Here is a 13,444-nt window from a genome sequence, read left to right as displayed (position 1 = left end):
CGCTAATTGAATTAGCACCTTTTAAAAAAGATAAACTTTTATCATTTTAATATTTCTAGTAATTCTACATCGAAAATTAATGTTGAATTTGCTTCTATTTTTCCTCCTGGTCTTGGGTTAGAGCCATATGCTAAATTACTTGGTATAAAAAATTTATATTTAGCACCTTCTTTCATTAACTGTAAACCTTCTGTCCATCCTTTAATTACTTGTGTTACGCCAAATTCGGCTGGAGTTCCTCTATCAACAGAACTATCAAACACTGTTCCGTCAAGTAATGTACCATGATAATGTACTTTAACTCTGTCTGTAGTTGTTGGTATTGCCCCTGTTCCTTCTTTTAAAACAATATATTGTAAACCGCTTTCTGTAGTTACAACACCATCTTTATCCTTGTTTTCGGCTAAAAACTTTTCGCCTTCTTCTTTATTTGCTTTAGCTTTTTCTTGTTTTTTAGCTAATTCTTCTTTTTGTTTTTTCTGAAAAAACGCTCTAATTATTTGTTGTGCCTTTTCTGCATCAATTTGCATATCTACAGAGTCTGTAACATTCATAAAACCTTGTATAAACAAATCGTTATCGAACTCGTCAAAACTTGTTTTTACATTTTTTGCTACATCCATACCTATGGCATAACTAACAGAATCTATTTCTGTTTGTAAAGGTTTATTTGTAACGCCTTGTTTGTTACAAGAAACAAGTAATACCGCTATTAAAGCTAAACTTAAAAATCTCATTATTTGTGTTTATTTATTTATTGTTTGCCCAAAAGTAACAAAATTATAATCAAGTGTGAAGAATATATTTTTATGATTACAACTAGATGTGTTAAATATTTCTTAACAAACGTTTAGGTTTGATTTGAATATAAATAAAAAGAGATGCTTTACGCATCTCTTTTTCCAAACAATCAATCAACTTATAGGCTTTCATTCATTAAAACATCATTCACGCCTATTACTTTAATATTTTTATTTTTTCTATACACCCAAGCTATTTGCCCTAATTGAAATATAATTTTAAAGGAATCTTTCATTGATAGCTTAGAGCCATCTGCATGAATCCATCGTTTTAATGGCTGTTCACATAACAGGGATTTTGCTTTTTTGAGTCCGAAATGTTGACTTATGCGTTTAAATATTTCAACATCAAAAATCCATTGGGTTACAAACTTGTCGTTAAATGCAATTTTAATAACATCTTTTCTAAAAATTTTAGCCCCACATTGGGTGTCTTTAAAATCCATTTTTAATATTTTTCTAATTATATAGTTTATGGTTAAACTAATAATTTTTCTTGCAGATTCTTTTGTTATATCAGCTCCCATTCTGGATATTCTTGAACCGCTAACAATTTTAAAATCTGACGTTTCTATTGTTTTTACTAAATCATCAAAATCTGCTAAATCTGTAGATAAATCGGCATCAAGGAAGCCTATAAAATCTAAATCAACTTTTTTAGCCATATACAACATACCTAATCTTACAGCCTCGGCTTTTCCACCATTTTTTTCACAATCATAAACCGAAATAAAATCTTCTCGTCCTTTTTGTAATTTCTTTAAAACTTCTAAAGTTTTATCCTTACTGCCATCGTTTACAAAACATAAATGGTACCCAGAGTATTTATCTATGTAGCTTAAAAACTCGTCGCTTAACAAACGTTCTTCTTCATTGTAACATGGAATTACTACCCCTACACAGCGCTGCTGTATCATTACATTACTTTCTATTGCAGATTTTTCTATTTCTGGTGCACCTATTAAACGTTTTACACGTGCGCAAACTTCGTTTAAACTTAAAGGCTTTTTCATGTAATCGTCTATTCCCAGATCGAAACCTTTGGTAATTACATCATCTTGAGTGTTACCAGAAAGCACCATTATTGGTGTTTTAGGTTTTGCTGAATTTCTAATAAATTCAACAACCTCTAAACCTGATATCTCAGGCATATTAATATCTACAATAACTAAGTCGGGTCTTAAGCCTTTAAAAATTTCAAGAGCACTTTTGGCATTAGTTTCTATAACAACATCGTACCCTAGTTCTTCAAGCCTTTTTTGTAAAGGCAATAAAACTAGCTGCTGATCATCTATTGCTAAAATTTTCATAAACTGGATTGATTTGGTTGGGGTTATTACGCTTCAAAAATATTACAGTTATTGTACGAAAATCCATATTTTAGTTAAATGAAATATGAAGTGTAGATGAAACGCTATTTAGTGTAGACGATTAAAAAAACTTTAGTTAATGTATTTTATATATTTACACTTCTTTAAATAAATATCTTGAAGCCCGAAAAATCAAATAAATTTTTAATTGCTGCACTTTTACTAGGTTTAGCATTCCATGGTAGTTCTATTTTTTTTACCCTAGAAACTACTTATGATGCTTTAATTCATTTATTTTTTGCAGACCATTATGCTAATAGTTGGTTTGAACCTTGGAATTACGAATGGTATACAGGTTTTACAGTACAGAGTTATCCGCCATTAGTACATCAATCTATAGGCGTGCTTTCTTATATAGGAGGCGTTAAGTTTGGTATGTTTACCGTGGCATTAATTGCAATAACCTTATTTATTACAGGAACCTACCGATTTTCTTTAATGATGACGGCTAATAAAACTGTTGCTGGTTATGCGTGTGTGTTGGCTGTGTTTTCGTCATCTTTTGTTGAAACGCTGCATATTTTTGGGCAACTACCAAGTATTGTTGGTGTTTCGGTTTTAATGCACGCCTTACCAGAAATTTATTTATGGCTTAAAACCGGCAAAAAGTGGTATTTAGCTACTTGTTTATCTTTAATATCGGTTACTGTAACCTCGCACCATGTTACGCCTATTTTTGGAATGGTATTCTTTATTTTCCCCTTAATAGGAATGGTTTTAATGGATGTATCTAAAGAGCAAGTAGGCACCATGAAAGCCGTTACTTTTAAAGTGTTTTTAAATAGTTTTTTTAAATTATTTAAACGCATTGTTGTTTTTGGCATGTTGTCTTTGGTGCTTATTGTTGGTTGTATTTTTCCTTATTGGTTAAATTCTAAAGCCAACCCTATTACACAGGTTCCTATTCCGCATGGGTCGCGCGATAATTTTTTAGAAATCACCTCATCTGGTCTCGTTTTCTTTTTAATTCCTTGGGGAATATTACTTGTTTTATTACCGTATATTTTTTACCGATATTACAGTAAACGCTATTTGTTTTTTGGTTTATCGGTTACTATATGTACCATTTTAGGAACCGGAGGTACAACACCCGTTCCTTTAAAAATGTTAGGCGAAACTGCTTTTAATATTTTAACATTAGACCGTTTTACACTTTGGGCTTCTATACTTTCTATTCCTATGATGGGTGAGTTTGCCTATCGTTTTGTAGAAGGAGATATGAAAGATGCTATTCAGAAAAAATTTGGAGGTGTTTATCACAGAATAATTGGAGGTATTCTAGCAGGTTTGTTCGTATTTATGGTAATTTTCACTATGAGTTTAAATTATTTTAGGCCATCACAACCTCAAAAAATAAAAATGCTTCCTATTGTGAATTTTTTAAATCAAGATGATCATGATAAATGGCGATTTTTAACTCTTGGCTTTGGCGACCAAATGGCTTGGTTAAGTGCGCAAACTAACGCCATGACTGTAGACGGTAATTACCACTCTGCAAGAAGATTACCTGAATTAACAACGCGACCTATAGAGCGCCTAGAAAACTCAAAATTTAAAGGTGTAGCCGGTATTGGCTCTTTACAACAATTTTTAACTACTCCAGAAAAATATAATTTAAAATACATTTTTTCAAACGATAAATTTTACGATCCTATTTTATATTTCTGCGGTTGGCAACGCTTAAGACAACTAGAAAACGGCATTATGGTATGGGAACGTTTAAACATCCCTCCTGTATCAGAAATATTGCCTAAAGAAGATGTAGCTAAGTGGTTAAAAATACACTGGGGCATCATGCCTTTTTTAACAGTAATAGTAGCTTTTATTCTAAACATACAAATGTTATGGGTTATTATGTTAAAAACTCGATTTAAGCCCATTCCAGAATTCTTAAAATTCCCTGTACAATACAATAAATTTAATAGAAATGTAATAAGAATAACACATGTTTGGTCTTTAATATTAACCATTATTATATTTTATGGCATATACCTTTTTTATATAAAAAATGACTCGCAACGAAGTCCTGAAAATGCTATAATAGCATATTACGATGCCTTAGATTTTAAAGAATTTGAAAAAGCTCATAGTTTAATAAATCCTGCAAGTAATTTACCTATAGCACAGTATATGTTAGAAATATCGGTAACAGATGGACTTTTAAGTAGCTACGCCAAAATGGATGCTATAGAATCTGAAATAACAAAACATAACGACAGTACTGTTTCGGCTAAAGTAACTACCCAATGGATTACGCCACTAGAAAAAATTGAGAAGATAGATTATAAATCCTTATCAAAAATTAAAGGAAAATGGTATTTACAACCCGATGATTTAAACAATGATTTACCGCCAGACCAACTATACTCAGACAATGTTACAAAATATTACAACCAAGGTAGACGCCGAATTACTACAGAACAAACCCATCATGAAGATATTTTAAAGCAACCCGTTTTAGAAGTTATTTCGGCCAAATTAGTAAAATACAATGGTAGTTATGCCATTATTGGAGAAGTACAAAATATAGATAATGTTCCTGCCGATGTTATTTTAAAAGGCACCCTCTATAACAACGATAACAAACAATTAGCAACGTACAATGCAAAATATCATATTAAACATAAATTAATGCCAAAAGAATCAAGCTGCTTTAGAATTAATTTTGAAGGCATAGCGTGGTCCAAAACCCAAGATTCTATTCCAGATACTTTTAATCCAGACGAATTTACTCCAGTTGAATTTGAAGAACAACCCACAAAATTTAACCTGCAAGCTGCTGGAAATGTTGCTGGTTCAGATTTATATAAAGGTGTCGTTTTAAGTGATGTTAATATTACTGAAAACTATATTTTTGGAAACTTATTTAATAGTGGTATTCAAGAAATAACAATACCTCAGCTTTTAATTTCTTATTACGATGATAATAAAAACATGGTTTGGGTTGATCATTTTTTTGTTAAAGAAGGCGTAAGACAAGAACGTAAACAAAATTTTGAATATCAAATTTTAGAACCTGGTGCCGTAAAAATTATAAATACCAGCATGGAAAACATTTTTGTTAACGGTTTACCCAACAGCGATATTTCAAATAAAATTATTCCAAACAGAATTACAAACCATATAAATAACGAATTACAACCTATAAATCATCCAGATTTTAGCTATATTAAAATTGAAATTAACACTTACATTGGCAGCCCTTTTTAATGAATTTTAAATCCATTTACATATTACTTTTAAGTATTTGGCTAGCTTCGCCTTTGGTTTTTGCTCAGAAAAACACTTCAGTTAAACTTTTAACAACTAAAACAGAGTTTACCGTAGGCAGCCACATTGTTTTAAAGTTTAAAAACGCAAATAATAACACACCTTTACTTTACTGCTCAAACAGTTACGGCACTACTTTGGTAACAGGCACCATAAACAATTTAAATTTAGAATATACTTTACCTGAAAATATAGCAAAAAAAATAGGTGTGATAAATTGGAAAATTTTAGACAAAAATTATCCAACTTCAGGTAAACTATACATAAAACCCAAAGCTGAAGTTGCCACAATGGAAACCTATATTGGTCCTCCTAGTATTGAAGCTGGAGGAACAGATTATAGTATGCTTGTTGTAATTCCTACCGATTCTTTAGATAACCCTGTACCTACAAATACGCCTGTAAAAGTTAAAAATCAGTTTTTAAATTCAGAAGAAGTTGATAACATTTTCACTAAAAATCTAATTGCTTTTAAAAACATATACTCAAAAAAACAAGATGGTCGTATTTTGGTGTCTTCTGAAGCTTTAGGCACGAATTCAAAAGAATTTACAATTAATGCTATGCCTGCAGTTCCAACTCGTTTTAAAATTTCGTATTCAAGTCCTCATAATTATGCCGATGGAAATCAAATTACCAACTTTACAACTTCTGTTATAAAAGACAGATTTAATAATGTAGTTAGCGACGGTACTTATGTTGATTTTTTTATAAAAAATGCAGAAGGAAACGTTTTAAAAACATCTGGCTTAACACTAAATGGAGTTGCTAATTCTAAAATTATACATCCAGACCACGCCGATAATTGGTCTGTAAAAGCTTACATTAATGGTATGGCAGAAAGTAACACCATAACTTTAAACTACAAACAAGTAGTTAAAGATTTTAATGTTGCATTTACAAATAAAAACCGAATCATTTCTGTTGGTCCTATACAAAGTTTTATGAACCAAATGATTCCCGATGGTTTACACGTAAAACTTCACATTTATTCTAACAACCAGTTGGTTAAAATACTAACCAAAACTACGTTTAATGGTTACGTATATTTTAACTTAAAGCCTGCCATATATAAAAATAACAACTACAATTTTAAAATTGAAACAGCAGGAATAACCAAACAATTTAATAAAAAGCTATGGTAAGTATTAATAAAAATATAATGCGTACGGTTTTATTAGCATCTTACATTTTGCTTATTGCCCTAATAGTATCTGCACTTAGCGGTATTTTTAGTTATTTAAACACCGGTGCCGATCGTAGTAAAATGCTGCACACAGAAATTGCAAAAGTTGAACAATATTTACCTAAAATGACGTGGGAAACCTTAAACAATGAAGGTCGCCCAATGGATAAAGAAAACTTAAACGCCTTACAAAACGATTATTTAGATGCTTGGTACGTTAAACAAATTGCTTACAAAACCAACAAAACAGCTGGCATTAAAGATTATTATACTGAACATGCTAGAGAAAATCTATTTGAGTATATAGAACTAAATAAAAAACAAAACATAACTATTGAAGCAACCACTTTAAAACACAACCCTAAACTTGAGTTCTTTAGCGAAGACGGTCAATTAGCTGTTTTAACAGATAAGGACGTAAAAGAATACAAACGTGTTTTTAAAAATGATAGTTTAGTTTACGAAACCACTGAAATCTCTACATACAAAGTAGTTTTTTTATTAGAAGATGGTTTTTGGCGCATTAGGCATATGGTAAAAGAAAATGAAAAAGATAATACCGATATACCCCAAACAAGCCCTCTTAACAATTTTAAAATTAAAGGAATTAATTACTACCCACAAGCAACTCCTTGGAAAATGTTTGGCGATGATTTCTCTGCAGACACTATTAATAAAGATTTTAAAATAATTAAAAATGCAGGTTTAAATTCAATACGAATTTTTATACAATATGAAGATTTTGGAAAAGCAACTATAGATTATAATAAGGTAAGTAAACTACTTAAAACACTAGATATTGCTGAAGCTAACAACCTAAAAGTAATTTTAACCTTATTCGATTTTTATGGTAATTACTCCATAATGGATTGGACTTTAAACCAACGCCACGCAGAAAAAATAGTATTAGCCGTTAAAAACCATAAAGCACTATTGGCCTATGATATTAAAAACGAACCCAATCTAGATTTTGAATCTAGAGGAAAAGATAATGTTATAGCTTGGCTTGAAAACATGATTGTTTTAGTTAAATCTATAGATGAAAAGCACCCGATAACTATAGGATGGTCTAACACAGAAAGTGCCACTATTTTAAAGGACAAAGTAGATTTTATATCCTTTCACTATTATGAAGATTTAGAAGTATTAAACGATGAAGTAAAACATTTAAAAAAACTTTTACCTAACAAACCGCTTGTAATGCAAGAGTTTGGGCTATCGAGTTACAGAGGCTTATGGAAGCCCTTTGGAAGTACAGAAGAAGATCAAGCCAACTATCATAAAAAAATCCAAGAAATAATTGCTAAAAATAACTTACAATTTATGTCTTGGACATTATACGACTTTGTAGAAATACCAAAGGAAGTCGTTGGAAGACTTCCTTGGAAAAAACGGGTTCAAGGTAATTTTGGTTTTATAAACCAAAAAGGAGAGACTAAACCAGCGTTTAAATATATAAATACTATAGAATAATCTCATTTGTGCTATTAACCTTAGGAGTTTTTGCACCGCGTTTTGTTTCTATATTTTTTTTAAATCTGTTTAAATACATATCAGCTATAACATCCATAGGATAAGCTGTGGCTGCTTTATAATTTGCTTTACCTAACTCAATTCTATAGGCGTCATTTGTAACAATATTTTCAATAGCATTGGCTAAACTTTCAACAGAATTAGGTTCGAAAAATTCGCCTCTATAACCTTCATCTTGTACAAGCAAAGCTAAATCCCCTAAATCTGGCATAACTACTGCTTTACCATAACTTCCTGCTTGGTGTAAAACTCCGGAACTACCTGTTGTGGATGTATAAGGAAAAACTACCACTGCACTTTCATTAAACAACATAGGCACCTCATGTTCTTCAACATAGCCTGTAAAAACCACTTGAGACACATGCTTGTAAGCTTCTTTTACTTGCGCTAAATATCCTGGCACATTTGGGTTATCAGTTCCTGCTATAACCACTTCTAAATCCAAACCTGTTTTGGCTCTTACTTTTTCTACAGCTTCAATCATCCCTTCAACTTTTTTATAAGTACCAAACTTTCCAAAAGTCATTATTTGCATTGGGTTAGTTGGTATTTTGTAGTTAGGTTCTTCGGCTATTTCAAAAGTACCATGCGGTATAAGTGTTATGTTTTGAGCTTTATATTTTTCTTGCAAAATATCTACATATTTTTGCATGGTAACGGCTACAGTATCGGCTTGCAAAATTAATTTGGTTAAAGATGTCCCTATAAAACCATATATTTTTTGCATTAGTTTACTGTTGGTAAAACCAGCACTCCCTAAATCTACTTCTTCTAAAATATTGTGTAACAAAACAATATTTGGTATACCTTTTAACTTACAAACTAATGGTAACATTAAACCTAAAGCTGCAGCTACTTTTTTATCTCCAAACTTCATAAACTGTAAATTAAATAACACAGCATCTGGCTTTGTTTGGTTTATAGCTTTATTTACACTTAAAATATTTTTGTAACTATTAAAGCTCCAGCATTCTTTAATTGTAATATCGCAGCCTAATTCGGTAAACGTAATATCTTTTTTATCTTTAGTTTTATCGGTTAGTAAAATAAGTTCTGTAACATCTTCTTTTTTTCTAAACTGTTTAACTAAATGGTATGCATACTCATTTAATGTTACCTTACTTGGTGGATATGCTGTTACTATAGCTAATTTCATAATAGATATTTATTAAGTCTGATTAATTGTAATACAAATAACACAAAAACGTCTTGTTCTTTTTGTTGATTTTAGTTAGAAAACCTCAAAGTATAGACGAATGGTATTTAACTATAGATTAGGCTGTTTTGGTTTGATTTAGCTTAAAAAAGACTAACTGTATAACTAATAGTAAAAACATAGCTAAAATTTGCATGTGCACGACTTGCTCTAAACTATCGTGAAAAAAAACAACTAATCCCATTTGTAAAACGCCAAATAATCCAGAAATAACTACAGGCACGTATTTATCTAAAGACAGGTAGTAATATGCAAAAATGTTAGATATTGCAAACATAGATGTTGCTAAAGCATATTTCCATAATAAAGGAGCCATGGCTAAATAACTTTTGCCAAATAATATAATTATTGCTGTTCTTGGAAAAAACACACAACCTAATATTATTGCAACTGCAATTCCTGCAATGTATAACACATATTTAAATAACACAGGAGCCGTTTCTTTGCCTTCTTTTTTAAGCTGAATAACTGTTGGCAATAATAACATTACAAACATCCACGCTATAAAATAAACTATACGACCTATTAATGCTAAAGAAGCGTACAAACCAGCATCGTAAGACTCGAAATAATGCTTCACTAAAAGTATATCACTATTATTTATTATAATTTGAGTGAGTTCGTAAAATGCAGTTATTACAAAAAAATTTTTTATGGCTTTCGAGTTTTCTTTACTAAGCTTAAATATTTTATTTGATTTTATTTCTGGTTTTTTAAAAGGTATAAGCCCAAAAACAAAAGACAATAATATCCCAATGGAAATTACTACCGACGATTGTATTTTAAATAAAAAAATTAAACCAAGTGTAATTGTTAAACGACTTAACATTTCGCTTTGGTAAGTTATAGAAAGCTTTTTAAAAGCCTTTTTACCTTGAAACACACCACGATTTACACTCATTAAAAAATAAAGCGGAACACCAAAACCAAAAACCATAAACATTGTTGATGATGATGTATTAAAAACAACTTGTAAATGTTTAGAAAAAACCACTATTAACATACCCATAACAGCGCCTGTTAACAGTGCATTTTTATAAATTCTAGATATAAAGCTTTTAAAAATTTCGTTTTCAAAAAGTACCGAAAATTTTGCTGTTACTAACTGAAAAGTCATGGCAGCAAAACTTAATACCAACAGAAATGTTATTAAAACTGCCGCATCGGCAAATTGAGCTGGACCTAAAATTCGCCCTAGTATTAAATTATATAAGTAATTACCTCCGTTTACAACTAAAACACTTAGCATGAATAATTGTTCTGGTGTAATTTTTTTTGTTTTTAATTTAGCTAAAAGCTCCATATCGTTGTTATTTTTTTAAAAACCAACTACTTTTTATGCAATTTTATAAAACTCTTTTAATTGCTTACCTTCTACTTTTATTAACTTTTTGTTTTCAAAAGCAAACAGATTTAACTCTATAAGAGCTTTTAAACCTGAGAAACTTACATACTCTAGTTTCTCGAAATTAATAGTAATCTCACTATGTAATTCAAGTATTTCTTTTAAATCATTTTTAAATTTTTTAACCGTAGTAGCATCTAAAGTTCCTTCTATAAAAAACATACTATTTTGGGTATTAATTCTAAACGACATTTTATTATGTTTAATTAATTATAAATCTAAAATTCAAGACAAATATCTCGCAATATGTAATAGAAAACTTGTTAATTTCGGTGAGTTACGTATTACTATAGATGAATGTTAGCTAATTTGGTATTAACTTGCACGTAATAAAAATCATACTTATGTGTAAACTAAAATATGCCCTATTTATAACACTTATAGCTTTTAACTTTTGTTTTTCTCAAGACATGAATGAAGGCTTTAAATATTTAGAAACAGGAAAATACAATAAGGCCGAAAGTTTTTTTCAGGAAGTTTTAAAAACATACCCAAATAACAAAACAGCAAGATTATGCTACGGTCGTGCTATTGGTTTAAACGGTAAAGCTCCTGAAGCTAAAGTATTGTTTACAAAATTACTTGAAGATTATCCTAACGATTTTGAAGTGAAACTAAATTATGGAGAATCCTTATTATGGAACAAAAAATTTAACGAAGCCAAAACCTTTTTTAAAACTCTAATTGATGAAGATCCTGAAAGTTTTGCGGCTTTGTTAAGCTATGCCAATACGCTTTCAAATTTAAAAGAATATCAAAATGCCTTAACTTATATAGACAAGGCTCTTGCCGTATCTCCTGGTAACCCCAATGCATTAACTTCAAAAAAATTTATTTATTTAGGTTATGCATACCAAAAGCAACAATCTCAAAATTATAATGAAGCTGAAACATTATTAAAAGAAAGTCTTAAACTCTTTAATAATGATAAAGATGCACTTATAAACCTTGCCAATTTATACTTAATTGCCAACCGACTTGATGATGCAGAAAACACATATAACTTAATAGGCAAAAACCCCGAAAACAAACTTATATCTTTAAATGGATTAGCATTAGTAATGCATTTAAAAAGTAAAGATAAAGAAGCCTTAAACATTAGCGAAAAAGCATATTCTAGCCTAAATACCGATATAAATAATAATTTAAAACAAGCCACAACAGAACGGTATGCTCAAGCTTTAATTTGGAATAAAAAATTTAAACAAGCTGATGCATTAATATCTAATTTAAACGAAGAATATCCTAACCAAAATTGGGTTTTATCCTTAAGAGCCACTTTAAATATTTATAAAAGTAATTTTAACGACAGTGTTACAGATTATGATAAAATATTGAAAAATGATAGTACTTCTTTTGATGGCAACTTAGGAAAAGCCAACGCTTTAAAAGCACAGGGGTTTTATAAAAAAGCATACACTTGGGCAGAAAATACTTTAAAGTTTTACAAAAAACAAAAAGACGCTAGTAACTTTATATCTACTTTAGATAGAAGTTTTACTCCTTTTTTAGAATCTAAAGCCTCTTATTCATTTGATAATGGCGATAACAAAGCTTTCAACCTACAAACAAGTTTAGAGCTTCCTACCTCAATTAAATTTAAATGGTTAGCCAATTATGCATACCGCAATACAAGTAATAAAGTAACAGACAATGATGCTACATCTCACACATTTTCTGGTGGATTTTCATACCAGCTTTTAAATACAATTACGCTAAAAGCCATAGCAGGTATAACAGCTGCTAACGCAAATAATGATAGCTATACCCAATTAGTTTCTGATGTTTCACTTAATATAAAACCATTAAAATTACAAGTTTTAGATATAGGTTATAAACGTGAAATACAAAGCTTTAACGCAGAGTTATTAGATAGAGAAATTGTAATGAACAACATTTATGCAAACTACAGTTTAAGCACAAACTTTAATTTAGGTTGGTTTACGCAATATTTTTATACCTGGCAAAACGATAATAATGCCAGAAACTTGCTTTTCACCTCTTTGTACTACAATATTTTAAGTAAACCCTCTTTAAAAGCGGGTTTAAATTACCAATATATTACTTTTAAAAATCAAGTTCCTACTATTTATTTTAGTCCTGAAAAATTTAATGCTGCCGAAATTTTTGCTAATATTATTAAAGATGAAGCTATTACAAAACCAAAAGAATGGTTTTACGAACTTACAGCTGCCACCGGATTACAATATATAGATAACGATGCTAGCCAAAGCACATACAGAGTTCAAGGTAAATTAGGTTATAAATTTTCTGAACGCTGCTTAGCCAACCTTTTTGGAACAAGAAGTAACATTGCATCTGCTACTGCTGCTGGCTTTACCTATACCGAAGTTGGAATTAGGTTTAAATGGTATTTAACCAACTTACCGTTATTTAAAAAGCAGAATTAAAACATCTTATTTTTATTTCTGATTAATAACAGTATTATTTAATTATAATTAGTAATTAAACAGATTAATGGCTATTTAAACATTCAATTACCTATTATAGATAAAAACATTAAGCCTCAGTTTTATTTTGTTTTAATGAAAAAATTAAGGTCTTTGTATGAGGTGAGGTTAAAATTGGTTAGATTACTTAAAAAACCAAAAGATTTTAAAGATTTAAAGCTTTTCAAAAAAGTATTCTTTAAACCATTTTAAA

Annotated in this window: 9 protein-coding genes; 4 read left to right on the top strand and 5 right to left on the bottom strand. The window is 30.2% G+C overall.

The features are described 5' to 3' along the window. Nucleotides 1-41: 41 nt before the first annotated feature. Together LG649_RS11195 and LG649_RS11190 are read right to left on the bottom strand one after the other, a co-directional pair. A complete protein-coding gene (locus tag LG649_RS11195) occupies nt 42-737 on the bottom strand; it encodes an FKBP-type peptidyl-prolyl cis-trans isomerase (protein ID WP_226543901.1) in 696 nt (231 codons plus the stop codon). Between the two features lie 182 nt (nt 738-919). Continuing rightward, nucleotides 920-2,110, bottom strand: coding sequence for a response regulator (locus LG649_RS11190; RefSeq protein WP_226543900.1), 1,191 nt, complete (start codon nt 2,108-2,110; stop codon nt 920-922). Nucleotides 2,111-2,287: 177 nt separating this feature from the next. Here LG649_RS11190 and LG649_RS11185 point away from each other — a divergent pair, with 177 nt between their 5' ends. The 3 genes from LG649_RS11185 to LG649_RS11175 are packed head-to-tail and all read left to right on the top strand — an operon-like array spanning nt 2,288 to nt 8,099. Beyond that, nucleotides 2,288-5,380 (top strand): hypothetical protein, encoded by a 3,093-nt coding sequence (locus tag LG649_RS11185; RefSeq protein WP_226543899.1) that lies wholly within the window; start codon nt 2,288-2,290, stop codon nt 5,378-5,380. Further along, nucleotides 5,380-6,585 carry a hypothetical protein gene (locus LG649_RS11180; protein ID WP_226543898.1) on the top strand — a complete coding sequence of 402 codons (1,206 nt, stop codon included), beginning with the start codon at nt 5,380-5,382 and terminating at the stop codon, nt 6,583-6,585. The genes LG649_RS11185 and LG649_RS11180 overlap by 1 nt, the downstream gene beginning before the upstream one ends. After that, nucleotides 6,579-8,099 carry a cellulase family glycosylhydrolase gene (locus LG649_RS11175; protein ID WP_226543897.1) on the top strand — a complete coding sequence of 507 codons (1,521 nt, stop codon included), beginning with the start codon at nt 6,579-6,581 and terminating at the stop codon, nt 8,097-8,099. The genes LG649_RS11180 and LG649_RS11175 overlap by 7 nt, the downstream gene beginning before the upstream one ends. Here LG649_RS11175 and LG649_RS11170 read toward each other — a convergent pair. From LG649_RS11170 to LG649_RS11160, 3 genes are all read right to left on the bottom strand, one after another. Next, nucleotides 8,089-9,315, bottom strand: a complete 1,227-nt coding sequence (locus LG649_RS11170; protein ID WP_226543896.1) for a glycosyltransferase — start codon at nt 9,313-9,315, stop codon at nt 8,089-8,091. The two genes, LG649_RS11175 and LG649_RS11170, sit on opposite strands and share 11 nt — an antisense overlap. 118 nt (nt 9,316-9,433) lie before the next feature. Beyond that, on the bottom strand, nt 9,434-10,678 hold the full coding sequence (locus LG649_RS11165) for an oligosaccharide flippase family protein (RefSeq protein WP_226543895.1): 1,245 nt from the start codon (nt 10,676-10,678) through the stop codon (nt 9,434-9,436). A gap of 33 nt (nt 10,679-10,711) precedes the next feature. Beyond that, nucleotides 10,712-10,972: an STAS domain-containing protein gene (locus LG649_RS11160; protein WP_226543894.1), complete on the bottom strand. Its 261-nt coding sequence runs from the start codon at nt 10,970-10,972 to the stop codon at nt 10,712-10,714. A gap of 152 nt (nt 10,973-11,124) precedes the next feature. Between LG649_RS11160 and LG649_RS11155 the strand changes: the two genes are divergently transcribed. Further along, nucleotides 11,125-13,191, top strand: a complete 2,067-nt coding sequence (locus tag LG649_RS11155; protein WP_226543893.1) for a tetratricopeptide repeat protein — start codon at nt 11,125-11,127, stop codon at nt 13,189-13,191. Nucleotides 13,192-13,444: the final 253 nt, after the last annotated feature.

Origin of the sequence: Neotamlana laminarinivorans, from assembly GCF_020523925.1 — a bacterium.
Taxonomy (GTDB): Bacteria; Bacteroidota; Bacteroidia; order Flavobacteriales; family Flavobacteriaceae; genus Neotamlana; species Neotamlana laminarinivorans.
The sequence above is the reverse complement of the archived record's forward strand: the minus strand, read 5'-3'. Positions and strand labels throughout refer to the sequence as shown.

What these genes read in the sequence shown, in the direction of transcription:
- LG649_RS11170 (WP_226543896.1), bottom strand. Translation starts at nt 9,315, where the DNA reads ATGAAATTAGCTATAGTAACAGCATATCCACCAAGTAAGGTAACATTA.
- LG649_RS11190 (WP_226543900.1), bottom strand. Translation starts at nt 2,110, where the DNA reads ATGAAAATTTTAGCAATAGATGATCAGCAGCTAGTTTTATTGCCTTTA.
- LG649_RS11195 (WP_226543901.1), bottom strand. Translation starts at nt 737, where the DNA reads ATGAGATTTTTAAGTTTAGCTTTAATAGCGGTATTACTTGTTTCTTGT.
- LG649_RS11155 (WP_226543893.1), top strand. Translation starts at nt 11,125, where the DNA reads ATGTGTAAACTAAAATATGCCCTATTTATAACACTTATAGCTTTTAAC.
- LG649_RS11175 (WP_226543897.1), top strand. Translation starts at nt 6,579, where the DNA reads ATGGTAAGTATTAATAAAAATATAATGCGTACGGTTTTATTAGCATCT.
- LG649_RS11180 (WP_226543898.1), top strand. Translation starts at nt 5,380, where the DNA reads ATGAATTTTAAATCCATTTACATATTACTTTTAAGTATTTGGCTAGCT.
- LG649_RS11160 (WP_226543894.1), bottom strand. Translation starts at nt 10,972, where the DNA reads ATGTCGTTTAGAATTAATACCCAAAATAGTATGTTTTTTATAGAAGGA.
- LG649_RS11165 (WP_226543895.1), bottom strand. Translation starts at nt 10,678, where the DNA reads ATGGAGCTTTTAGCTAAATTAAAAACAAAAAAAATTACACCAGAACAA.